Below are 22,938 nucleotides of genomic sequence, written 5' to 3' on the forward strand. Positions count from 1 at the left end.
CCACACAGCCAACGAAGCCACCAGGCGCCCGCCCCGGAACACATCCGGGACGGGCGCCTCGGCCTGCCCCTTGACAAGAGGTCTCGACATATCAGCCGCGGGCCCGCTCGAGCACGGCTGCTACCTCAGGTCCCCCGTAGCTGGACAAGCGACTGAGAACGCCTCGCAGTCGCCCGCCGGGACGAACGGAGCCGACCCCAGACGCAAGGTCAATTGCGTGGTCGGTCACGTACGCAGCTCGTTCGGGATCGTCGGCATCCATCAAGGCGTGAGCGAGCCAGGTGCTGTAGAGCGCCTTGTCACGGGCGTGCGTGTCGTCGTACCGCGAGAGAGCATCGTCCAGCAAGGGAACTGCGTGTGCCGGCCGGCTAAGTTCCGTGTAGCAGCGGCCGGCCATGATGTCGATCTCAAGCGGGTCGACCCAGAACACCCAGTCTGGCTCGGGGAAGTGTGACGGCTCGTTGACCGCGGCTACGGCGGCATCGAGGGCACGGGCAGTTGCGGAAACCTGCCCGCTGACGGCGTAGGTCCAGGCGAGCCGTTCGTGCAGCAAGGCCCGAACGCGAGGCGTCGCGCGAGTGCCGGCGACGCGCGTTGACTCTGCGGCCGTTTGGATGTCGGCCTTCTCGTAGGCCATGAACGCCAGCGAGTTGCCTTCTAAGCCGGGGTCGCCGGACTCCTTTGCTGCCGATAAGGCGGCCTTGTAGTGCCGTCGCGATTCGACGTACCGACCGGCGTCGAATGCGGCCCATCCGGCCATCTGCGCTTGCTCGGCGAACACGCCGGTCAGCGCTCGGGCCGCTGTAGTGCTGTAGCTGGCCGTCTTGATCAGCTTGGCCGTCGCCTCCATCTCAGACGTGTAGACCTCGTATGTGTCCATGCCGCCGAGATGGTCATCAAGTCGTCGCAGGCGAGCGGTCCGCTGGCGGAGCTGGCGAACCTGCGTGGCCCCGATCTGACTGCCCATCCGCGCCCGAGCGAGAGGCGCGAGAGCAAGGGCAGTCGCCAGACCGGCGAAGACGCGCCGATCCACCGTATCGGGATCGTCGGTGTCTGCCCGGAGCAGGCTGGTAGGCGTCAACAACGTGAATGTGATCAACACTCCGAACGATGACGCGAATCAGCCGTTCACATCGCTATTGGTGTTCGATGTGCGGATGCTTGGCTACTTGGCAGTAGATGGCTGCACCTTGGACAACGACGGTCATCTCCTCCCAAGCGTCATAGGTCTCATTTCATTTCGACGACGCGAGTCTTGCAGCCGGCGAGGAGATTGCACTCATGGGAGCGGTGGGACGAAGCATCACCCTCGTACCTAGAGGTGGCCCGTACTCCGAGGATTGGGAGATCGATCTGGAGTTGTATGCCGGAGAACATTGGGCGAGCAGCCACCAGATCCTTTGTCGGTACGACCCGGATGCAAGAGTTTGGGCTGGACCGGACTCCTTCGATCGGTATCCGCCGTTCTATGTATCGACAGACGACGGCTACCCGCACGCCGAACTCTTCTCGGCGATCGGATCTGCTTGGCGTTGGCTCGTGGGCGGCTGAGCGTCAGCGACGCGTCCACCCCGCCGCGGCCGCGCAGAGGCCGTCCGCTCATTCCGGTCAGCAAGTCGAGGCGTCCGGAGAGGTCTGGGGTTGCCCTTCCCCTGGCCGCTCGATTGTCCGGGCAGGCCACCGCGCATCAACGGCGCCTACGGGATCGAGCAAGCTCGACCATTGACCCACGGCACCCTGCCCTGGGTTGGCAGCTATCAGGGGGAGAGGCGAGCTGTGGACGTGTCAATGGCGATTGCGCTGGTTGAGGAACCAGAACACCACCGCGGTACCAGGCATCCCGAAGAGAACCGTAGGAAGGTCCATAGCGTTCACCAGGAAGTCCAGCCACTGCGTCTTGTCGTAGTCGGCGACCGTGGCACCGGTCGCGTCGAAATCCTTGAGTCTCTCAGCGATCCACCAGAGCCAGACCAGGACGAAGGCGACAGCTAAGGCGGCGGCCACCTTCTCCGATGCGTCGTGCGATGGATCGACAGGCGCTGTCGACTCTGGGGGTGGCGCCCGCCTTGGATTGCGGTGCACCTGGACTTCGGCGAGCTGGTCACTGGCGGCGCCGGCAACGAGTCCGGCTGCTTTCGTCCACTCGGCCACGAGGCCAGCTGTGGAATCGTGCCCTAGAAGGGCCTTGCCTAAGTAGGCCGCCGCCGGGATGGAAGGCCCGATTTTGCTCGCCAGCTCACCGAGTCGGTCAGCCGAGGTGGAGCCGGCAACTTGTGCTATCTCCGAGATGAACCGAAGCGACGACTGTTGGGGCATGAGTTTCGCGACCGGCGAGACGGCCGGGATCGTCGGACCGATCTTGCTCGCGATCTTGGCGAAGTCGACAGCTGAGGTGAATCCTCCGATTTTGGCCACTTCAGAGATGAAGCGCAGGGAGGACTGCACCGCAAACACGGTCGCGAGCGGGCCTCTCCCGCGAACTGTGGGGCCGATCTTGCTCGCGATCTGGGCGAGGTCGGCGGCCGAGGTGAATCCTCCGATCTTGGCGACCTCGGAGATGAAGCTGAGCGAGGACTCCTCCGCGTACGTCTTCGCAAGTGGACCAGGGCCGGGGATCGTAGGCCCGATGGTCTTGGCGATCTCCGCGAAGTCTCCAGCAGAGGTGAACCGGCCGGCCCGCACGACATCGGAGATGAAGCGAATCGAGGATTGCTCTGCGTACACCTTCGCGAGCGGACCCGGACCGCGAACGTTTGGGCCGATCTTGCTCGCAATCTTGGCGAAGTCGGAGGCTGAGGTGAATCGGCCGGCTTTGGCGACCTCGGAGATGAAGCGGAGGGAGGATTGCTCTGGGTACACCTTTGCGAGCGGGCCCGGGCCGGGGATCTTGGGCCCGATGGCCTTGGCGATCGCCCCGATGTCTCCGGCCGACGTGAACCGGCCGGCCTTGGCGACCTCGGAGATGAAACGGAGCGAGGACTGCTCTGCGCACACCTTCCCGAGTGGACCCGGACCCGGGATCTTCGGTCCGATGGCCTTCGCGATCTCAGCGATCTGACTTGCTGTCGTGAAGCCTGCCGACTTGGCCAGCTCACTGACGAAGGTGTCCGAAGGCTTCCAGCCAAATGGCGCCTTCACCGTGTCAGCGAGTGACCGGGCAAGGCTGAACTCGAACGACCCAGCGACCTCGGCCAAGCTCGTCATTCTGGTACTCCTCACTCGAACTCATTCGAGCGTAGATGAGGGCAAGGACAATCTGATCTCAACCCGTCTGAGCGTCGGCTTCGGCGCGTCGGCTTCCCTGCTTCTCAGGCGCCCTTTTCCGTACCCCAGTCGTACCCCAACGGCCGCTGCCAGTCGGCTTCCGTGAGCACCCATGACCATCTCCCGACCGGTGACCAACAGTGGCGGCTAGGGGTTTGCAGGCTCCTACGGATCAGAAGGTCGGGGGTTCGAATCCCTCCGAGCGCGCAAGTTTCGCAGGTCAGAGCTATGTTTCGACTGCTGCCGATTGGCCGACCGGCCTCGAGCCGCACGTCGACGTACCCCCACCGCTCCACGCCGCCGATCATCGGGAACAGAACCTTCTCGTTCCAGCCCGTCTGCTCACGCAGCGCGGCGATCGTCGTTCCCGGGTCGTCCACGTGGCGTAGCAGCGGCCAGAACACGACCGGCAGGTTGAGCCCGGGGAAGCCCGACCGCGCCAGTTGTGCCTCGAACTCGTTGTCCAGCTCGATCCGGTGCGCGATCGACGCCTGCGCCACCAAGGTCGACAACGCAGGCTCCGCACCCCGGTTGTTGGTCATGCCGTGATGCTACGAGCAGGCACCGACAACCGAGACCTTCATCTTTGACGGTAATAAACTTCTTTTTGTAAAGCACTTGACACACTGCTGTAACAAGCAGATCCTCGAACCACTCGCCGCCGCCTGGCATGGAGGTTCGGATGTCCAGTAAGACGAAATCGCTGCTGGCGCTGGGGATCGCCATGCTGACGCTTGCCGCTTGTGGAGGCAGTAAGGAGCCTGCGACCAAGCCCGCCGGCGCTGCCGTCCAGGGCGACACCCTGACGATCGCGATCCAGGCCGCGCCCAACAGCCTCAACCCGGGCCTGGTCGACAACGCGTTCACGACGTACACGCTGCTTGCGTATGAGTCGCTGGTCTACCAGGCCGCCGACGGATCGCTACAGCCCGGCCTCGCGACGTCCTGGAAGTACGTCGGCGCCGGCAACAAGCAGCTCGATCTCACTCTGCGCTCCGGAGTGAAGTTCTCCGACGGCGATCCGGTCACGGCCGAGGCGGTGAAGGCGTCGCTGGACTACTCCCGCAAGGCGCTCGGGCCGCAGGCGCCACTGCTTGCCGGGGTGACCTCGGTCGACGTCACCAGCCCTACCACTGTCTCGATCAAGCTCTCCGCCCCGAACCCGCTGGTACCCCAGATCCTCACCCAGTACTACGGAATCGGCCAGATCATCAGCCCCAAAGGACTGGCCTCCGTCAAGGATCTGACCGTCGGAAACCCCAGCGCCGGCGCGGGACCGTATGTCTTCGATCCGACCGCGACCGTTGCCGGTGACCACTACACGTATGTTGCCCGGAGCGACTATTTCGAGCCGGCCCGCCAGCACTACAAGAAGGTCGTCGTCCGGGTCATCGCCAACCCGCAGGCCGTGGTGAACGCGCTCAAGACAGGTCAGGTCGACATTGTCGCCGGTGGTGACACGACCAGCGCGAGTCAGGCCAAGACCGCCGGGATGCAGGTCGTCTCGATGCCGTTCGTCTGGCAGGGGCTCAACCTGATCGATCGTGGCGGCGAAGTCAGCAAGCCACTCGGCGACGTGCGGGTCCGGCAGGCGATCAACTACGCGCTTGATCGCAAGACTGTGTCGAACGCGGTGCTCGGCTCGTACGGCGTACCCACGGTGGAGACAGTGGTCGAAGGCGCTGGTGGCTATTCGACCAAGATGGCCGACAGGTACCCGTACGACCTGGAGAAGGCGAAGCAACTGCTGACCGAGGCCGGCTATCCGGATGGATTCACGGTGCCGGTGTTGTCGGTCAAGTTCGGCGGGATCGACACCATGGCGCAGGCGCTGACGAGCCAGCTGGCCAAGGTGGGGATCAAGGTCGATCTCACCACGGCCCCGGACGCGCAGACCTACGTGACCCAGTCGATCAGCCGCAAGTTCCCGGTCGTGGTCGTTGCCTATGGCGCCGGTCCGATGTACATGATGGGCGCCGGCATCTTCCTCCCCAGTGCCGCGATCTTCAACGGCTTCAAGACGAACTCCGCCGAGCTGGTCGGCCTCTACAACAAGGCCGCCGCGGCGGAACCGACCGAGCGGGCCGCCCTCGACATCCAGATGCAGGAGTACCTGATCGAGAACGCCTGGTTCGCACCGGTTGCCTTCACTCCCGTTCTGTACTTCGCCCGCGCGGACCTCGGCGGCCTGTCCGTGAACGCGAAAGCGCCGGTCGCCAGTCCCCTCGACTGGTACGACACGAAGTAGGCCGCCGATGCGCAGAATGGTCGTCCGCTGGCTGGTCGCCGCCGTACCCCTGGTGCTCGGCGTCTCGGTCCTCACCTTCGTCCTTGCCAGTCTGATCCCCGGCGACGCGGCCCGGACGATCCTCGGAGTCGACGCCACCCCGGAGCAGTACGAGGCGCTCCGCGAACAACTCCGGCTCAACGATCCACTCTGGACGCAGTACGGGCACTGGTTCCTCAATGCGGTGCACGGCGATCTTGGGCAGTCGATCCAGTCCTCGGACCCGGTCGCCCACGAGCTCGCCGGCCGGCTCGGGGTCACGCTGTCGCTGGTCGTCGGCGCGACCGTCGTTTCCGGGCTCGTCGGTGTCGGGCTCGGGGTCGCAAGTGCCTTGCGAGGTGGGTTCCTCGGCCGCTCTATCGACGCGCTCTCGCTGCTCGGGTTCGCCATTCCAAGCTACTGGCTAGGGCTTGTGCTGGTCACGCTGCTCGCCGTTCAGCTGCCGATCTTCCCGGCCACGGGATATGTCCCGTTCGCCGAGTCGCCGGTGCAGTGGTTCCAGTCGCTGGTGCTGCCGGTGATCACGCTCGGGCTCGGCGGCAGTGCGCCGATCGCCAAACAGACGCGCGACGGCGTCCTGGCCGAGCTCGATCGCGACTACGTTCTCGTACTGCGCGCCCGCGGGCTCGTCGAGCGGAAGATCATCTTCAAACACGTCCTGCGCAACGCGGCGACGCCTGTCGTCAGCGTGATCGGTCTGGTGGTGATCGGCCTCTTCGGCGGCGCCGTGCTCGCCGAGACGGTCTTCGTGCTCCCGGGCCTCGGGGGACTCGCGGTCACCGCAACCTCGACCCACGACATCCCATTACTCCAAGGGATCGCGGTGCTCCTCACGTTGCTGATCGTCGCGGTGAACCTGGTCGTGGAGTTCGGGTACGCCGCTTTGAACCCGAAGGTGCGCACATGATCGCCGGGCTCCGTCGCAGACCGATCGCCCTGATCGCGATCGGCTACCTCATCGTGGTCGTCGGCGCGAGTGTGCTCGCCCCGCTGATCGCGCCGTACGCCGAGGATGAGCAGGATCTCGCGCACGTGCTGAGTGCGCCGACCGCGGAGCACTGGCTCGGGACCGGTGTACTGGGCCGGGACGTACTGAGCCAACTGCTCTACGGCGGCAAGGTGACCGTGCTCGGCGGCCTGATCGCAGGCGTCCTCTACATCGGCGTCGGCGTACCGCTCGGACTGCTGGCCGGCTATCTCGGCGGCTGGTTCGAGGGACTGGTCCTGCGACTGGCCGATCTCGTTTACGCGGTCCCGGTGATCGTCATCCTGCTGGTCGTGGTCGCGGTCTTCCCCGACAACGAGACCGCCGCGATGGTCGCTCTCGGCCTGCTCGGGGCGCCCGGGCTCGCCCGGATCGTCCGCTCGACGACGAAGGGCTTGCGCGAGGAGTTGTATGTACGGGCCGCACAGGTGGCAGGGCTCCGGCCGCTGACCATTATGCGAAGGCACATCCTGCCGCGCTTGTCCGGCACGATCATCGTCCAGTTGTCCCTGTTCAGCGCGGGTGCGGTGTTGCTCGAGACCGGACTCGGCTTCCTCGGCGTCGGTTCGCAACGAGCCAGTTGGGGTGCTCTGGTCGCCGAGGCGTCGCAGAATCTCGGGACCCAACCGTGGCTGCTGGTGCCCTCCGGACTTCTGGTCATCACGTTCATCCTGTCCCTCGGTCTGCTCGGCGACGCGGTGCGCGACACCGTCGCCGAGCGGTACGGCGGCACCCGAGCGATCGCAGTCCGTCAAAGATCCAGCACCGGCGCAAAGCAGGTGCCCTCGGCAACGAGTCATCGCGAGGGAGCGCTACTGTCCGTCCGCAGCCTGACCGTCCAGTACAGCGATTCCCCGGTGATCTCCGACGTCGATCTCGACCTGATGCCGGGCGAGGCACTCGGCATCCTGGGAGAATCGGGCTGCGGCAAGACCGTCACCGCGCTGTCGATCATGGGTCTGTTGCGGGGCGACGGCCGGATCACCGCCGGCAGCATCCGGTTCGACGGAATCGACCTGGTGACGGCGACTCCGGACCAGTTGCGCGCAATCCGCGGCGCCCGGATCGGCTGGATCTCGCAGGAGCCGATCGTCAGTCTCGATCCGTCCTTCACCGTCGGATCCCAGGTCGCGGAGGCCGTCCGGACGCAGACCGGCTGCTCCCGCCGGCAGGCCCGCCGCCGCGCGATCGAGTTGCTCGGACTGGTCCGGCTCCCCGATCCGCGGACGGTCGCCCGCGCGTATCCGCATCAGCTTTCCGGTGGGATGGCCCAGCGCGTCGGCATCGCGGCCGCGTTGGCCGGCGATCCGGCCGTCCTGATCGCGGACGAGCCGACCACCGCGCTCGACGTCACGATCCAGGCTGAGATCCTCGACCTGCTGCGGGATCTGCAGGGCTCGGGCATGGCGATCATCCTGGTCACGCACGACTGGGGCGTGCTCAGCGACCTGTGCGAGCGGGCGATCGTCATGTACGCGGGCCAGGTGGTCGAGCAGGCGGCCGTCCCCGACCTGATCCATCGTCCGCGCCACCCCTACACAGCCGGTCTGGTCGCCTGCGATCCCCATCATGCGACGCCGGGCGAGCCGTTGAAGACGATCGAGGGCAGCGTGCCGGAGACCGGTCATTGGCCGCACGGTTGTCGATTCTCCGACCGTTGCCCGCTGGTCCAGGCGGACTGCCGCGAGCAGCCGGTCGAACTGGTCATGCTTGACCCGACCCGGCAGACCCGCTGCCTGCACAACGACGAACTACTCGCCCACGATGCCGAGCTGGTACGACGATGACCGCGCCACTGTTGTCTGTCCGGGGCCTGTCGGTCACCTACCACCAACGACGCCGGGTCCACCGAACTGCCGTAGACACTGTGGACCTGGAGATCGGGCCCGGTCAGACGGTCGGCCTGGTCGGCGAGTCCGGATCAGGGAAGAGCAGCCTCGGCTCGGCCCTCCTCGGCCTCGTCCCCGTGACGGCCGGAACAGTGCAGTTCGACGGCGAGGACATCACCGCGGCACCGGCAGCCGATCGGCGCCGGCTCAGCGAGCGGATGCAGGTGATCTTCCAGGATCCGTACGGCTCGATGAACCCGGCCCGGACCGTCGGCGACACGATCGGCGAAGGCCTGCGGTACGCCCGCAAGTTGCCGCGCACCGAGGTCCAGTCCCGCGTCGCGGACGTACTCCGCGAGGTCGGGCTGCCGGAGTCGGCCGCCGACCGCTACCCGGCGCGATTCTCCGGTGGGCAACGGCAACGCATCGCGATCGCCCGCGCGATCGTCGGCAATCCCGACTTCATAGTCTGCGACGAGCCGGTCAGCGCGCTCGACCTCTCGATCCAGGCCCAAGTGCTCAATCTGCTCGCCCGGCTGAAGGCGAGCCGTGGCCTCAGCTACCTGTTCATCTCGCACGATCTCTCGGTCGTGCGCTACCTGAGCGACCGGATCGCGGTGATGCACAACGGCCGGATCGTCGAGCAGGGCCCGGCCGCGGAGGTGCTGACCGCGCCGGAAGACCCCTACACCCGGGCGCTGCTGGCCGCGGCCCCGACGCGCAATCCTGAGGAGCGGACATGACGTTCGAGCCGGCCGTCCGCGCCCACCTCGAGGCCTCGGACCCGACGATGTTCGCGGGTGCCGATCTCGCGACCAAGCGGATCCTGCTGACCAAGGACATCGACCGGATGTTCACCTTGTTCGGTCTACCTGGTCCCGAGGTGCACGCGATCCACGACCACCGGGTCGCGGTCGACGGCGGCTCGATCCTGCTCCGCAGCTATCACCCCGTTGCCACCGCCACCTCGCCCGCCCACGTCCTGATCCACGGCGGCGGCTGGACCACCGGATCGATCGAGGAGCTCGTCGCCGACGCGACCGCCCGGCATCGAGCCGTGGAGACAGGCTGCGTCGTCATCCTGGTCGAGTACCGGCTGGCCCCCGAGCATCCCTTCCCGATTCCGGCGTACGACGTCCTCGCCGCCACCCGTTGGGTGATCGACAACGCCGCCTCGCTCGGTGTGGATCCAGGAGTAGTGACTCTCGGTGGTGCGTCGGCCGGTGCGAATCTCGCGGCGGCCGCGGTGATCGCCGCTCCCGAGCTGACCCTTGCGGCTTTGGTGCTCGAAGTACCGGCTCTTGATCTCACCGGGCGTACTGCGCGGGCTGCGATCGGCGATCTCGGTCTTGATGCCGAGGAGACGGAGTTGTTCATCCAGGTCCAGGACGAGTTCGACCGGGCCGCGGAGAGCTACCTCGGCGGCGCTGCTGCCACCACGCCGCTGGCCTCGCCGTACTTCTTCGAGGACCTGGCCCGCTTTCCCCCGACGTATGTACTCACCGCCGGGCTCGACCCCTTGCGCGCGGAGGGCGAGGAGTTCGTACGGCGCCTGCGAGCGGCTGGCGTGGTCGCGTCGTCGACCCGCTATCCGGGGGCGCTGCATGGATCGCCGATCTTGACGGCGACATGGCCTACGGCACGACGCTGGCATCAAGACATACTCGGAATTCTGGCGGATGTGCACCAGTCGAGCAGTCAGAGGATGCCATGAGCAAATCAGAGGCCGTGACGATCTACCACGTCGCAGAACGGGCCGGAGTCTCCATCACCACGGTCTCGAACGCGCTGAACCGACCGGACCGGGTCGGCGCCGCGACGCTCGCCCGCGTGATGGCCGTGATCGACGAGCTCGGCTTCACCCCGAAGGAGGCGGCGGTCAGCCGGGCCCGCAAGGGGGTCGGGCGGATCGGCGTACTGGCGCCCTTCACGTCGTACGCCTCCTACCGCAGCCGGCTGGTCGGAGTGCTGGAAGCCTGCGACGGACAGGCGATCGAGGTCGTGCTGTTCGATCAGCAGTCGGTGGCCGAGGCGTCCTCGCCGCTGCTCGGATCGCTCCCCGTCACCGGACGCCTCGACGGCGTACTGATCATGGGGTTGCCGCTGAAGGACGCGATGGCGCGCAGGCTCGCGCAACGGCAACTCGCGACGGTCCTCGTCGACAGCGCCCATCCCGATCTCAGCAGCGTGAACGTGGACGACGAGGCCGGTGGGTATCTGGTCGGCAAGTACCTGGTCGACCAGGGGCATCGGACCTTCGCGTATGTCAGCGAGCGGCAGAAGTCGGCGACCTTCGAGTCGCCGGGCATCCTGCGCATGCGCGGTCTGCAGCGCGCCTTGGCCGATGCAGGCTTGGCGCCTGGCGCGATGAAGCACGTGATCACCAGCCATGACGTCGACGGTGGACGCCGCGCGGCCGCCGAGATGATCGCCTCGGACACCCTGCCGGACGCGGTGCTCGCGCATTTTGACGACATCGCGGCCGGCCTGGTCAGTGGCCTTCGGGCCAAGGGCGTCGAGGTTCCGGGGGATGTCGCCGTGATCGGGTACGACGGCACCGAGCTCGCGGATGCCATGGATCTGACCACAGTCCACCAGCCGTTCGTCGAGTCCGGCCGGATCGGGTGCGGCCTGCTGCTCGATCAGCTGAACGGGAAGTCGCGCGGCGTCCAACACGTGATGTTGCCGGCCCAGCTCATTGTTCGATCCACTGCCTGAAAGGACTGCCGCCATGACCGAAGTGACCACGATGGACCCGAGGCTGGCCGAGCTTGTCGCTTCGGTGATGGCTGCGTTGCCTGCCGAGCAACCGCCGTCACCCACTCCTGAACCCGCTCCCGGGCAGTCGCGCGCAGATTGGCTGGCCGAGGTGGCCGCGGCCCGGGCCGCGCTGGACGGGCAGGGGGAGATCCACGCGGATCTCGTGCCGATGGACGGTCCCGAGGTCGGCTCGGTGCACGACGAGACGATCGTGGTCGACGTCGACGGCGCGGTCATTACCGCCCGCATCTACACGCCGCCGGGCACTGGACCGTTTCCCGCGATCGTCGGCTATCACGGCGGCGCCTGGTGGCTCGCCGGTGGCGAGGCAGGTCTTCAGCTCACGGATGGCTACTGCCGACGGTTCTGCGCCGGTCTGAAGAGTGTGGTCGTGAACGTCGACTATCGCCTTGCGCCCGAATTCCCGTATCCACATCAGCTCGAGGACTGCTACACTGCGCTGCGCTGGGTTGTCTACCACGCTGACAAACTCGGGGTCGATCCGGCAAACGTCTCAGTGATGGGTGGAAGCTCGGGCGGCAACCAGGCCGCCGCGGTCTGCTTGCTGGCCCGGGACCGTGGTGGGCCGGAGATTCGGTCGCAGTTGCTGCACGTTCCCGCGCTCGATCTGACCCTGTCGTCACCGTCAGCGCGGGAGGATCCGGCGGTGCTGGCGGGTCTCACCTCGGTCGTGCGGCTCTATGCGACGCCTGAGCAGGTCCTCGATCCGTACGTCTCGCCGCTGCTCGCGGACGACCTGAGCGGGTTGCCGCCCGCGGTGATCGTTACGGGGGAGTACGACTTCATTCGTGACGACGGGCGGCGCTATGCCGTCCGGCTCGCGGAAGCCGGGGTCGAGGTGCGGGCGCTCGAGTACCCGATGCTGCACAACATCTCGCTGCCGGAAACCACCGAGCAACTGTTCTCCGACATGATCGCGGCCGTCGGCGTCGCGCAAGCAGGCCGGCCACTATGACTGGGATCGGGGTACATCTAGGCGCATCGCTAGTCCAGGAAGGTCCAACCCGCGAACACGTAGGCGGTCACTCCCCCGATGATGCAGACGGTCAGGACGAGCTGCGTCAAGCATGAGGCTCGATCACGGCGGTCGATGGCATCCCGGTCTTCACGCGACAAACGACGGTAGGCGCGAGCCTTCATCCCGGGTGGATCGAACACCCGGGCCGGTCGACCTCCGGTGATGACAATGATCAACAACGAAACCAGCGTTGCGCCGCGAAGAGCACCGAGCAGCGATGTTCCCTCGATCCCGGTCCGCGCGAAGAACGCGCCACTGGTCGCAACCACGGCCGCGAGTACCTCGCCGGCCTCCCGTCCGCTGCCCCGGGCACTGAGCAACGCGAGGACGACGTACACCACCCATGTCGCCGCGAAGAGACTGAGCCACAGGGTCACGCCACGCATCCTCTCGCATGCGACACGAAAGGCCGGTTTGTGACGCTTCGGGGATTGTCAGGCTGGGTGCAGGTCGGTGATGAGTTTTTCGATGCGGGTGCGGATGTCGTCGCGGATCTGGCGGACGATGTCGAGGGGTTGGCCGGCTGGGTCGGTGAGGGTCCAGTCTTCGTAGCGTTTGCCGGGGAAGATTGGGCAGGCGTCGCCGCAGCCCATGGTGATCACGACGTCGCTGGCCCGGACGTCTTCGGTTTCGAGGATGTGCGGTACGGCGCCGGTGATGTCGATGCCGACCTCGCGCATCACTTCGACGGCGGTTGGGTTGAGTTGGTCGGCGGGCTCGGAGCCGGCGGACCGGACCTCGATGCGGTCGCCGGCGAGGTGGCGCAGCCATCCGGCGGCCATCTGTGAGCGGCCGGCATTGTGGATGCAGACGAAGAGAACGGAGGGCTTGCTCACGCGGATGCTCCTGTGTGGGTGGTGTCTGATTGCGGTGCGACAACGTCGTCCGCGGTGGGGTAGAGGACCACGACGAGGGCTGTGCCGACGATGGCGCCGACGAGTTGGAAGACGATGAAACCCGGCACCGAGCTGGGCGCGATGCCGGCGAAGGTGTCGCTGAACGCACGCCCGATCGTGACGGCCGGGTTGGCGAACGAGGTGGACGAGGTGAACCAGTACGCAGCCCCGATATAGGCGCCCACGGCAACAGGTGCGAGCCGAGCGCGGCCGGACCGGGCCAGCGCGAAGATCAACAGAATCAGGCCGGCCGTGGCAACAGTCTCACCGAGGTACAGGTGTCCAGCGGATCGGTCCTTGGTGGACCAGGAGACTGCGGCTTCGCCGTACATGAGGTTCGCGAGAACTGCTCCGGCGATTCCGCCGCCGATCTGTGCGGGGATGTAGGCGGCGAGGTCGAGGACCCGGCTGCGAGTGCGCTGGCCTAGCCACCAGTCGATCACGGACACGACCGGGTTGAAATGGGCTCCGGACACTGGTCCGAGCATGAGGATCAGTACCGCCAGCCCGAGGGCGGTGGCGAAAGAGTTCTCCAGGAGCTGCAGGCCTGTGTCGCTCGGCGACAGGTTGGCCGCGGCGATGCCGGAACCGACAACGACTGTGACGAGCAACCCGGTCCCCAAAGCCTCGGCGACCGCGCGTCGCCACAAGGGTTGTGCGTGCCTCATCCGCGGCTCACCGGTACGGCGAGGACGCGCACGCGTCGTTCGATCTCGTCGCGGATCGGGCGTACGTCGGGAACCGCCAGGCCGGCCGGATCGTCCAGGTCCCAGTAAGGCGCTGCCGGGCGAACTGTTCGGCCAACAGGGGAAGGAAATTCGCGATCGTGCTGTCGGTGGCGAACTGGTCGGAGCTGGAGTGCAGGAATCGTTCGATGGTCTCTGGACTGTAGAGGTCGGAGAACTCGTCGGTTAGCCGTGCGGAGGTGGTGCGCGGGGCGAGCTTCTGGTCGATCGAGAGATCTGCGCGGCGGTGCCAGGTGAGTTCGGTCATGGTGCGGAGTCGGTCGCCTCGGACGACAGTGCGGGTGCCAGCCGTTCGATCCGGTCGGCGATCTCGCGGTAGGCGGCCTCGAAGGCCGCATCGGTGTCGGCCGGCGCCGGGTCGGGGATCGACCAGTGGAGCCGCGGCCGCTGCTCGGGCGGCAGGTCTTCGTAGGCGTTGTCGCAGACGGCGATCAGCAAGTCGTCGCGTCGTACGACGTCGCCCAGTTTGGCGGTCTGCCAGTCGACAGGGTCCAGACCATGGCGCCGAGCGATCTTCAACGCCCGTGGATGGACACGGGCGGCCGGTTGGGTACCTGCCGAGACAGCGGGCACATGGCTGCGACGGGACCAGATCGCCGCGGCGAGCTGGGAGCGTGCGGAGTTCTGGGTGCAGACGAACACGACCCGTTGCGCGGCGAGCAGCGCCGGAGTGGCGATCGCGGCGAGGGCGTCTGGTTCGAGCCGGACGTAGGTACGGCGACGGTCGCCCTCGGACCGGGTCCGCAGGACCAGGCCGGCATCCTCCAGCACCTTCAGATGGTGGGCGACCAGGTTGGTCGGGAGATCCAAAGCAGCGCCGAGCTCACCCGGCGCGGCGTCGCCCGCGACCAGAGCGTCCACGATCGCGAGCCGCGCGGGATCGCCGAGGGCCGCGTGGATGCGGGCCCGTTCGGCCAGAGTCAATCGCTCAGCGTTCATTGACTCAATGATCACTGAGGTAATCCAGGGAGTCAAGGTGGAGCGTCAGCGCGGCGACACAGGCTCCGGCACGGCAAGAAGACTCGAGATCCACTGCAGCCGCTCGGGCATGGGCCAGTAGTAGACCCAGGTCCCACGACGCTCGCAGTCGACCAGGCCGGCCTCGCGAAGCACCTTCAGATGATGGGAGATCGTCGGGCCGCTGACCTCGAACTGTGGCGTCAGGTCGCACACGCAGATCTCGTCGCCGGCCGACGTGATCATCGACAGGAGGCGAAGCCGGATCGGGTCGGCCAGCGCCTTGAACACCGATGCCCCTTCGGCAGCCCCGGCTGCATCGAGTGCAGCGTCGGAGATCGGCGTACAACAGCCACCCGTCGCGACGGGCGTGAGCGTCAGCTCCTGTTTCGACATGGATCTATCTTGACTCTTGTCTAATCACGAGGCAAGCTGACTGTTGTTTCGATGATCTTCTAGACAGGGAGTGGGAATCGTGAGCGAGCAGACAGCGGCGCCGGTGGTCGTTATCGGTGCAGGTCCGGTCGGTCTGGCCGCGGCAGCGCATCTCGCGGAACGCGGGCTGGACTTCGTCGTACTGGAGTCCGGACCGAGCGTCGCGGCGGCGATCGGCGAATGGCGCCATGTGAAGCTGTTCAGTCCGTGGCGCTACGACATCGACTCCGCGGCTCGTCGGTTGCTCGATGGCATCGGCTGGGCCGAACCGGACCTGGAGGCACTCCCGACCGGCGGCGACCTGATCGACGCCTACCTGGAACCGCTGACCAAAACTCCGCAGCTGAACGATCGCATCCGCTACAACGCCCAGGTCGTCGCGGTGACCCGGGTCGGCTTCGACCGGATCCGGACCGCAGGCCGCGAGGCAGCGCCGTTCCTGATCCGGCTCGCGGACGGCACCGAACTGCTGGCCTCGGCCGTCATTGACGCTGCCGGCACCTGGCGTGAGCCGAACGTCCTCGGCGGCTCAGGCATCCCGGCGCGGGGTGAGGCTCAAGTCGACGGGATTGCCCACGCGCTGCCCGACGTACTCGGAGCAGATCGGGAGCGCTACGCGGGTCGTCGTACTGCGGTCGTGGGTGCCGGCCACTCTGCTGCGACAACGCTGCTCGATCTCGGCCAACTGGCGGACGAGGTGCCTGGCACCGAGATCGTGTGGGTGGTGCGCGGGACCGACCAGGCACGGACGTACGGCGGCGGCGAGGCCGACGAACTGCCCGCCCGCGGGGCACTGGGCAGCCGGTTGAAGAAGCTGGTGCAATCAGGCCGGGTCGAGCTGGTCAGCTCGTTCCGCATCGAGGCCGCCGCCCGCACGGCCGACGGCGGCGTTGAACTCACCTCCGGCGACCGAACGGTCACCGCGGACACGGTCGTGAACTCGACCGGCTTCCGGCCCGACCACACCATGGTGTCCGAACTGCGCCTTGATCTGGACCCGGTTCTGGGATCTACTCGCGCGCTCGCGCCGCTGATCGACCCGAACAAGCACTCCTGCGGCACGGTCCCGCCGCACGGGGCCGACGAGCTCGCTCACCCCGAGCCGGGCTATTTCGCGGTGGGCGCGAAGTCTTACGGGCGCGCTCCGACGTTCCTGCTTGCGACTGGGTACGAGCAGGCTCGGTCTGTCGTCGCTGCGCTCGCAGGTGACTGGGAGGCGGCACGCGACGTACAACTCGACCTTCCGGAGACGGGAGTGTGTTCGTCCAACCTCGCGTACGGCGAGACGGCGGACGAGGCGGGCGGTTGCTGCGGACCGGCACCGCAGGCAGTCGAGATCTCCGCACCTGCGGGCCGCGGACTGGCGACGGGAATCAGCGGCGGTCTGCTCACCGTCATCGACGACGACACCGCCACATCTTCAGGCTGCTGCGGCTGATGCAGACCACGACCTCCGCGACCGGCCGTAGCTTGGCCGGTCGCGGAGGCATCGGCCGTGACGTGGTCGCCGCTCTCGCGATCACCACGACGGTCAGCTATGGCACGTTGTACTACGCCTTCAGCGCCTTGCTCGAACCGATGCGGACCGAACTGGCGATCTCAGCCACCACCGCCACCGGCGCGCTCACAACCGCCTCGCTGATCAGCGCGCTCCTCGGTATCCCGGTCGGCCGCTGGCTCGACCGCCGCGGCGGCCATGCCTTGATGACCGTGGGCGCGGTCATCGCTGCGCTCGCGGTCCTCGCGTGGTCGCGGGTGCAGAGTCCGGCCGAGCTGTACGCCGTGTTCGTCGTTCTTGGTGTCGCGTCGGCGATGGTGCTGTATCCGCCAGCCTTCGCCGTCATCGTGGCGGTCACCGCTCCGGAGCGCCGTACGACGGCCTTGCTCAGCGTGACGCTCGTGGCCGGGTTCGCCAGCTCGATCTTCATCCCCCTCACCGGCCAGCTCATCCACGCCTTCGGCTGGCGCCACACTCTGCTGATCCTGGCCGCTGTCCTCGCGGTGCTCACGATCCCGCTCCACGCGTTCGCACTGCGGTCGACCGGCCACGCCGTACCCACGTCTCGGGGCCGTCCCGCGAGCCCAGGTCGCGTGCTCCGCGACCCTGGATTCTGGCTCCTTGCGACCGCGTTTGTGCTCCACAGCGCCGCGCTAGCCGTCATCGGCGTACACCTCGTCACCTACCTGACCAGGCTCGGCCACAAACCCACCACCGCAGCCACCCTCGCCGGACTCCTCGGCCTGCTGTCCGTCACCGGCCGCATCACCGTCACGATCCTGCGCCGATGGTTGCCCATGACATCCATCAGCGCAGTCATCATCGCCATCCAAGGCATCGCCCTGGCCCTCCTACCCGCTGCCGGCCGCAGCGTCGCGGGAGCGGCCGGCTGCCTGATCGCGTTCGGCCTCGGCTTCGGGGTCGCCTCCCTCGCGAAACCCGCCATCATCCTCGACCGCTACGGCGACCACGGCTACGCCACCATCGCGGGAATCCTCGGCACCCCCACCACCATCGCCGGCGCCACCGCCCCACTCGCCGCCGCAGCCCTCGCAACCGCGCTCGGTTACACCCCTCTCATCCTCACCGCCGCGGCCGGCTGTGTCCTTGCCGCGATTGCCCTCACGGCAACCCGGTACCTCCGAACACCCGGCACCAAGCCGTTGCCTACGGCACCTAACGGGTGTCGTTGACCGCTCGGGCCGCGGCCGTGTCGGGTCTCAGCCGACGAAGGCGATCGCGTTGCCGTCTGGGTCGCGCACGATGAAGTCAGTGCCGCCCCACGCTTGTTTGGTCAGCTTCTGCACGATCTCGGCGTCTGCGGCCAGATATTCCGCGTAAAGGTCGCGCACCTTGGGCGTATCGATGAACGCCATGATGAGCCCTTCTCGCTCCGCGGCACCGGCAACGAACACCGGCTCGTCTACGAGCTTCAGGTGCAAGGTCGCGCCGTCGCGCGACACCGACCCGTAGAACGGCGGGTTGCCGTGCAAGAAGTCGATCCGGAAGCCGAGTTGGTCCCGATAGAACGTGGCCGATGCGTCGACGTCGGCGACGTACAGCACGGGTTTGGCGCTTGCGACTGCCGCGTCCTGAGTCTCCGGCCGCTCACTGGTGGCTGGGGCTGCTTCCGTGCTCGCCTTGAGTTCGGCCCAGCTGGCGAAACCCGCTTCGAGGGCGATGATCTCCTGGGCTTCGGTGAGCGGAAACTTCAGCGCGAGTGCTTCGCGGTCGGACAGCGTGCGATAGCGGGCGAGCTGCCGGATGCGACCCCCGACCGAGAAGTTCCCATCGCGGTGCCAGCGAACGAGCAGTTTCGCCTGCTTCTTGTACGTTTCGAGCTTGGGCATGGCGCTCCCTCTTCGGTGTCGAAGTAGGTGGGCCTTGCCCTTTCGGCTGGTCTGCCGCTGCGCCCTACGACCGGGTCGAACCCGCGCCTGCGGTACTGAGATTACCACGGCGGGTTGGGCGCCCGGCGGCGTGAGCGCCGCCCATTTCTCCGGTTCCGTGTGCCCCACCGAGAGAGGCCGCGTGTCCAGTTCGGCGCGACGCTGCCAGGTGCTGAGAGCGAGAAGGCACTAGGTCTCTGGTATGCCTCAGCAATGGCCGGTCAACACTACGGCGGTCTGTTCCGCTTCGGCTTGCCAAAGTCCGGCGGTCCACTCCAAACTCCCGCGCGCTCGCGGCTCGCCGGTCACCGCGACACGGACTGATTTCCACCCATCCAGTGCGTCCTGGCCTTCGAGCCATTCCAACTGACCACCAGCCCAGTAGAAGAGGACGAGCGGTGCGCCGAGCGAGATCGCGTCATCGCAGACTCGACGCTTGGCCCTTGTGCCACGCCTCAGAAAGGTGATTCCGGCGGGACTGGTGAGATGGCCTTGCTCGACGGCACCCCACTGCGCCTCCGACAGATCGACTCGCATAACACCAGCATGACGGGCTTTACCAACAGCGGCCACTGATCGGGTCGACCACCCTGGACAGTCCGTCAGATCGGTCAGGGGGCACAGGTGTGCTGTCGTCAACAATGGCCGCCGCCAACCCCACGCAGCCGCTACGCCCGCTCCTCCGTCTCGTGCTGCACCGGCCGGCGGAGCCGTGGGTGACGGGTCTGCTGGTCGTGGTGGAGCAGGGTGCGGGACTCCTTGGTGTTCAGCTTCTGTAGGCCGAGCTGGGCGCAGTCGTGGATCAGCTCGTCGTCGCTTGCGAGGGCCTCGGTCAAGACGGCGAGCGCCTTGGGCGAGCGTGCGTCACCGATCAACTCGAGCAGCCAGCGACGCAATCCGTGGTCTTCTTCGTGGGCGTAGGCGGAGATCAGGTCCGCGACGTGTTCTGCCGCTACCTGCTTCACGAGCGCAAACCCGTCCTCCTGGGTCTGCGGATCATGCTTTCGCATCATCGCCATGCCACGCTCGAACTGGTTGACCACGGCAAGACTGTAGAGCGCCGCTCAGTCAACGACCGACTGCGCTCGTGAAGATTCTTGCCGGTGGTTTGTCGGATCGGGGGCGAGGTGTTCGTGGAGGTGGTGAGAGGCGGCCGGAGGAGGCTGCCCGGATTAGGAGGAGACATGACCGCGTATCTCATCTACTTCAATCAGCAGTGGGTGGGCGACCACACGTCGGAGTGGTTCGGCAGTCGCGCGCCGTTAGCCATGGCGGTGGTGGGCGAGATGAAGGCGGCCGGTGTGTATTTGTTCTCCGGTGGGCTGGAGGAGGGCGCTCCGGTTTACACCGCCGACCCCACCAGTGGCGAGATGCTCATCACCGACGGGCCGTATGTCGAGAACAAGGAGTTTGTGGGCGGGTTCGCCGTCGTGGACGTGCCCGACGACGAGACGGCCAAGATCTGGGCGGCCAAGACCGCGGAGGCGTGCGGTTGGCCCCACGAGGTACGACGATTTGGGCCACAAACCGAGATCGAGTGAGCGGCGACGACGCTAGTACGCGTAGAACTTCAGTCGGGCACCGCTGCCCCGCACGTGCACAGCAGCGGTGCCCGAGACGCCCCGCGACGATCGTCTACGGTTTGCGTCATGGCTCGGGCTAATGATCTCGAATTCGTTGGCGATGTCACGACGCGGCTGGAGTCCGCCGGCATAACGATCGAGGCGAAACGGTTCCCGCACAAACGGGCTTTCGAGACCGAAGGAATCATGGTCGAGCTCTTCCTGGTGCAGGATTCAGGAGCGAGCCATTCACCGATTTCTGGGGTACTAAGCGTCACAACTGGCCGTCCAACGTGTTCGCCGTACATGCCAGCGGATTTCGGGTGGCAAGCGCCATGTCGGTGATCAGCTACCAGGCTGCGTTCGACTCACTGCAACCGACTCTCGACGGCAAACGGGTCACGGCGGAGGAATGGCTCGCTCACCACGGACGTCAGATCGCAACCCCGCTTGGAGATTAGCCGCCTCGACGGATCGAGTACTACGACGACCCGAACACTAGTCCCCGTCGCTGCAAGGACTCCCGACGATTCAGTCGTACAGCGGGGGCTATCCGTGGACCTGGTGGTCTCCGGCGACGGCCGCGCGTACGGACTCGAGGAGACGACCGGCGGCCTCGACATCGGTTATGGCGCGTTCTGCCATCGCCTCGAACCCAGCCGGTGCCTGCGGCAATCTCGCGGCGGAAGCGACGATCCCCTTCTCGTTGACTGTCCATCGATGCGCGCGGCCATGCAGCGCCTGAGCCATCACTCCGATCGCGCGAAACAGGCAGCCTGCGACGTAGACCGTGTCTCGCGGCGCCTTCCGAGCGCCGACGATCGAGAACTCTGCCTCCCACAATGCTTCAACCAGCGCGTCCCCAAGCGCGCCAGGGTACTGCCGGGTGTCCTCCTGCAAATTCGTGAGTTCATCAGTCGGATCGGCCAGCACTTGGCACAGCGCGACTTCGCCGGCATAGGTGTGGCTGTAGTAGCCGAGCGGATGGCCGACCTGACGTTCGATCGTAAAGCGGCCAGCACGACACTCGTCCCAGACGTCGTTCACGCGATCCAGGTCTCGGTAGATCCAATCGACGGCGCGCCCGTCGATCGTGAGCCACGCACCGCCGTCTACCCATGGTCCCCAGTCACCCAAGCCGAACACCTCGTGTTTCGAGGCGACCTCGGCCGCCAGCTCTCGCAACTGATCGATGTCCAGGCGACCTCGGTAGTAGATTCCGAGATCCGTGTCGCTGTCGGGACGGTGCTCGCCACGGGCGCGGCTTCCGCCCAGGACGACAGCTACGACGCCGGGAATGACAGCGAGCCGTTCGACCAATTCGTCCATCACGAAACGAAACCTTCCAGGTCCCGGAGTTCGGGGCGACCTCGCATCCAAGGGCGGGCTAGCGGTCAACGCGGCTGAGCGCGCCCGGCAAGCCTACGCTGAGGGAGCCAGATCAGGGGCCACCATCAACCCACACCAGATCCAGCAGATGCCGATCGAATCCGCGGGCACAACTCTCGCTACTCCAACAACCGGTGGTACCAGGTCAGCAACCTGCATCGATCTGCGCACCTCTCTCGCCGCGTGCGCCGGCCCGCCGCTTCCCGAAGTTTTGGCGGAGTCAGGGATCGGGATCGCGTGGGACACCGACGCGGGCTACGCGATCGGGTCGAGGGGTTTGTTGAGGGTTTGGGCGATTCTTTGGGCTTTGCCGTGGGCTCGGCGGCGGCCGGTGGGGGTGTTGTGGAGGGCTAGCCAGAGGTTGATTAGTTGGCCGTCCGTGTCGATGAGGGCTGGGGATACCGAGGAGATCAGCGGGCCTTCGGATTGGTTGACGGTTACTGCGCGGATGGACTCGATTGGTAGGCGCTTGGAGCGGAGGCCCGCTACTGGCCTTATTTGTACGCCGTTTGCGTCTGCGAACAGTCCGCTGCGGAGGGCGATGAAGGCGCCGGCGAGGCCTACCGCTGAGATGAGGGCTGGGACGGCGTAGTACATGAAGAATTCGAAGTTGTCGTGTTGTGCGTAGTCGGGCACGGGTTGGAACAGTTGCGGTAGCTGAAGAGCTGTGAAGGAAAGCCAGATCGCTGCGAGCACCCATCGCCACGGGCTGCGGGCGATCACCGTTCTTCGGGGCATCCACGAAGGATAGACGGCAGAACGACGCCTATACGCATGGTGACTGCTGACTCATCGCGCTGGGCGGGTGTGAAAACCGTGTGCGGGCAGGGCGCAGGACGCCTAGCCTCCAGAGATGGATCTTCGGGAAGAAGTCCCGGGCGACGGGCAGGCTGTACGGGACGTTCACCTGCAGGCGTTCGGCAGCCATGGTCTCGTTGTCGCGGACCTGGTCGACAGCTTGCGGAACACCATCGCGCCGAACGGCGGTCTCTCGCTCGTCGCCGAGCACGATGGACAGGTGGTCGGGCATGTCATGTTCACCCGCAGCCTCCTGGACGCGTCTCGGCGGCTGGTCGACGTACAGGTCCTCAGTCCGTTGGCCGTGATGCCTGAGGTCCACAAGAGCGGTATCGGCTCGGCTCTGGTTCGCCACGGGCTGGAGGTTCTTGCCGAGCGCGCAGTTCCCCTTGTTTTCTTGGAGGGCGATCCCGGCTATTACTCGCGCTTCGGCTTCACACTCGGCGGTGAGCTGGGCTTCCGCAGGCCGTCGCTACGGATCCCGGACAAGGCATTCCAGGTGATCAGGCTCCCGGCGTACCAGCCATGGATGACGGGGACGCTGGTGTACGCCGAGCCGTTCTGGCGGCACGACGCAGTCGGCCTACGCAACCCCAACGCCTAG

The 22,938-nt window shown here is 66.4% G+C and carries 25 protein-coding genes; 11 read left to right on the top strand and 14 right to left on the bottom strand.

Features of this window, described 5'->3' with window-relative positions:
* Positions 1–91: 91 nt before the first annotated feature.
* The 3 genes from ACWF4Z_RS31555 to ACWF4Z_RS31565 all read right to left on the bottom strand — a co-directional run bounded on the left by ACWF4Z_RS31555 (position 92) and on the right by ACWF4Z_RS31565 (position 3,806).
* The gene (locus ACWF4Z_RS31555; RefSeq protein WP_452246823.1) at positions 92–1,081 is read right to left on the bottom strand and encodes a hypothetical protein; all 990 of its coding nucleotides are present in this window, start codon (positions 1,079–1,081) and stop codon (positions 92–94) included.
* Positions 1,082–1,785: 704 nt separating this feature from the next.
* Entirely contained in the window at positions 1,786–3,204 is a 1,419-nt protein-coding gene (locus ACWF4Z_RS31560; RefSeq protein ID WP_452246824.1) for a hypothetical protein, read from the bottom strand.
* A gap of 104 nt (positions 3,205–3,308) precedes the next feature.
* A complete protein-coding gene (locus tag ACWF4Z_RS31565; RefSeq protein ID WP_452246825.1) occupies positions 3,309–3,806 on the bottom strand; it encodes a hypothetical protein in 498 nt (165 codons plus the stop codon).
* Positions 3,807–3,946: 140 nt separating this feature from the next.
* Here ACWF4Z_RS31565 and ACWF4Z_RS31570 point away from each other — a divergent pair, with 140 nt between their 5' ends.
* The 7 genes from ACWF4Z_RS31570 to ACWF4Z_RS31600 are packed head-to-tail and all read left to right on the top strand — an operon-like array spanning position 3,947 to position 12,101.
* The gene (locus ACWF4Z_RS31570) at positions 3,947–5,512 is read left to right on the top strand and encodes an ABC transporter substrate-binding protein (RefSeq protein ID WP_452246826.1); all 1,566 of its coding nucleotides are present in this window, start codon (positions 3,947–3,949) and stop codon (positions 5,510–5,512) included.
* A 7-nt stretch (positions 5,513–5,519) separates the two neighbouring features.
* Positions 5,520–6,458: an ABC transporter permease gene (locus ACWF4Z_RS31575; protein WP_452246827.1), complete on the top strand. Its 939-nt coding sequence runs from the start codon at positions 5,520–5,522 to the stop codon at positions 6,456–6,458.
* Positions 6,455–8,323, top strand: a complete 1,869-nt coding sequence (locus ACWF4Z_RS31580) for a dipeptide/oligopeptide/nickel ABC transporter permease/ATP-binding protein (RefSeq protein ID WP_452246828.1) — start codon at positions 6,455–6,457, stop codon at positions 8,321–8,323. Before ACWF4Z_RS31575 ends, ACWF4Z_RS31580 begins: the two co-directional genes overlap by 4 nt.
* On the top strand, positions 8,320–9,108 hold the full coding sequence (locus ACWF4Z_RS31585; protein WP_452246829.1) for an ATP-binding cassette domain-containing protein: 789 nt from the start codon (positions 8,320–8,322) through the stop codon (positions 9,106–9,108). The genes ACWF4Z_RS31580 and ACWF4Z_RS31585 overlap by 4 nt, the downstream gene beginning before the upstream one ends.
* Complete coding sequence (locus tag ACWF4Z_RS31590) at positions 9,105–10,079, top strand: alpha/beta hydrolase (RefSeq protein ID WP_452246830.1); 975 nt, start codon at positions 9,105–9,107, stop codon at positions 10,077–10,079. The genes ACWF4Z_RS31585 and ACWF4Z_RS31590 overlap by 4 nt, the downstream gene beginning before the upstream one ends.
* The gene (locus ACWF4Z_RS31595) at positions 10,076–11,083 is read left to right on the top strand and encodes a LacI family DNA-binding transcriptional regulator (protein WP_452246831.1); all 1,008 of its coding nucleotides are present in this window, start codon (positions 10,076–10,078) and stop codon (positions 11,081–11,083) included. Before ACWF4Z_RS31590 ends, ACWF4Z_RS31595 begins: the two co-directional genes overlap by 4 nt.
* A gap of 13 nt (positions 11,084–11,096) precedes the next feature.
* On the top strand, positions 11,097–12,101 hold the full coding sequence (locus ACWF4Z_RS31600) for an alpha/beta hydrolase (protein ID WP_452246832.1): 1,005 nt from the start codon (positions 11,097–11,099) through the stop codon (positions 12,099–12,101).
* Between the two features lie 29 nt (positions 12,102–12,130).
* Here ACWF4Z_RS31600 and ACWF4Z_RS31605 read toward each other — a convergent pair whose 3' ends face one another.
* Genes ACWF4Z_RS31605 through ACWF4Z_RS31630 form a run of 6 tightly spaced genes read right to left on the bottom strand, consistent with a single transcriptional unit; the run spans position 12,131 to position 15,159 of the window.
* Entirely contained in the window at positions 12,131–12,541 is a 411-nt protein-coding gene (locus ACWF4Z_RS31605; protein WP_452246833.1) for a hypothetical protein, read from the bottom strand.
* 57 nt (positions 12,542–12,598) lie between these two features.
* Positions 12,599–13,000 carry an arsenate reductase ArsC gene (locus ACWF4Z_RS31610; RefSeq protein ID WP_452246834.1) on the bottom strand — a complete coding sequence of 134 codons (402 nt, stop codon included), beginning with the start codon at positions 12,998–13,000 and terminating at the stop codon, positions 12,599–12,601.
* On the bottom strand, positions 12,997–13,728 hold the full coding sequence (locus tag ACWF4Z_RS31615) for an MIP/aquaporin family protein (RefSeq protein ID WP_452246835.1): 732 nt from the start codon (positions 13,726–13,728) through the stop codon (positions 12,997–12,999). The genes ACWF4Z_RS31610 and ACWF4Z_RS31615 overlap by 4 nt, the downstream gene beginning before the upstream one ends.
* A 7-nt stretch (positions 13,729–13,735) precedes the next feature.
* On the bottom strand, positions 13,736–14,053 hold the full coding sequence (locus ACWF4Z_RS31620; RefSeq protein ID WP_452246836.1) for a three-helix bundle dimerization domain-containing protein: 318 nt from the start codon (positions 14,051–14,053) through the stop codon (positions 13,736–13,738).
* On the bottom strand, positions 14,050–14,745 hold the full coding sequence (locus ACWF4Z_RS31625; RefSeq protein ID WP_452246837.1) for an arsenate reductase/protein-tyrosine-phosphatase family protein: 696 nt from the start codon (positions 14,743–14,745) through the stop codon (positions 14,050–14,052). Before ACWF4Z_RS31625 ends, ACWF4Z_RS31620 begins: the two co-directional genes overlap by 4 nt.
* A gap of 45 nt (positions 14,746–14,790) precedes the next feature.
* Positions 14,791–15,159, bottom strand: a complete 369-nt coding sequence (locus tag ACWF4Z_RS31630) for an ArsR/SmtB family transcription factor (protein WP_452246838.1) — start codon at positions 15,157–15,159, stop codon at positions 14,791–14,793.
* 79 nt (positions 15,160–15,238) lie between these two features.
* On the opposite strand from ACWF4Z_RS31630, the gene ACWF4Z_RS31635 reads away from it, so the two are divergent.
* Together ACWF4Z_RS31635 and ACWF4Z_RS31640 are read left to right on the top strand one after the other, a co-directional pair.
* Entirely contained in the window at positions 15,239–16,636 is a 1,398-nt protein-coding gene (locus tag ACWF4Z_RS31635; protein ID WP_452246839.1) for an FAD-dependent oxidoreductase, read from the top strand.
* Positions 16,636–17,889 carry an MFS transporter gene (locus ACWF4Z_RS31640; RefSeq protein WP_452246840.1) on the top strand — a complete coding sequence of 418 codons (1,254 nt, stop codon included), beginning with the start codon at positions 16,636–16,638 and terminating at the stop codon, positions 17,887–17,889. Before ACWF4Z_RS31635 ends, ACWF4Z_RS31640 begins: the two co-directional genes overlap by 1 nt.
* A 27-nt stretch (positions 17,890–17,916) precedes the next feature.
* Here ACWF4Z_RS31640 and ACWF4Z_RS31645 read toward each other — a convergent pair whose 3' ends face one another.
* The 3 genes from ACWF4Z_RS31645 to ACWF4Z_RS31655 form a co-directional block, all read right to left on the bottom strand.
* Positions 17,917–18,546 carry a glyoxalase superfamily protein gene (locus tag ACWF4Z_RS31645; protein ID WP_452246841.1) on the bottom strand — a complete coding sequence of 210 codons (630 nt, stop codon included), beginning with the start codon at positions 18,544–18,546 and terminating at the stop codon, positions 17,917–17,919.
* Positions 18,547–18,792: 246 nt separating this feature from the next.
* Positions 18,793–19,122, bottom strand: coding sequence for a hypothetical protein (locus ACWF4Z_RS31650; protein ID WP_452246842.1), 330 nt, complete (start codon positions 19,120–19,122; stop codon positions 18,793–18,795).
* A 131-nt stretch (positions 19,123–19,253) separates the two neighbouring features.
* Entirely contained in the window at positions 19,254–19,628 is a 375-nt protein-coding gene (locus ACWF4Z_RS31655) for a hypothetical protein (RefSeq protein ID WP_452246843.1), read from the bottom strand.
* A 141-nt stretch (positions 19,629–19,769) separates the two neighbouring features.
* Between ACWF4Z_RS31655 and ACWF4Z_RS31660 the strand changes: the two genes are divergently transcribed.
* On the top strand, positions 19,770–20,126 hold the full coding sequence (locus ACWF4Z_RS31660) for a YciI family protein (protein ID WP_452246844.1): 357 nt from the start codon (positions 19,770–19,772) through the stop codon (positions 20,124–20,126).
* Positions 20,127–20,696: 570 nt separating this feature from the next.
* On the opposite strand, the gene ACWF4Z_RS31665 is transcribed toward ACWF4Z_RS31660, so the two are convergent.
* Both ACWF4Z_RS31665 and ACWF4Z_RS31670 read right to left on the bottom strand, forming a co-directional pair.
* Complete coding sequence (locus tag ACWF4Z_RS31665; protein WP_452246926.1) at positions 20,697–21,476, bottom strand: nucleotidyltransferase domain-containing protein; 780 nt, start codon at positions 21,474–21,476, stop codon at positions 20,697–20,699.
* A gap of 315 nt (positions 21,477–21,791) precedes the next feature.
* Positions 21,792–22,274, bottom strand: a complete 483-nt coding sequence (locus ACWF4Z_RS31670; protein WP_452246845.1) for a hypothetical protein — start codon at positions 22,272–22,274, stop codon at positions 21,792–21,794.
* Between the two features lie 115 nt (positions 22,275–22,389).
* Between ACWF4Z_RS31670 and ACWF4Z_RS31675 the strand changes: the two genes are divergently transcribed.
* The gene (locus ACWF4Z_RS31675; protein WP_452246846.1) at positions 22,390–22,938 is read left to right on the top strand and encodes a GNAT family N-acetyltransferase; all 549 of its coding nucleotides are present in this window, start codon (positions 22,390–22,392) and stop codon (positions 22,936–22,938) included.

It is taken from the genome of Kribbella sp. NPDC055071 (assembly GCF_053608045.1).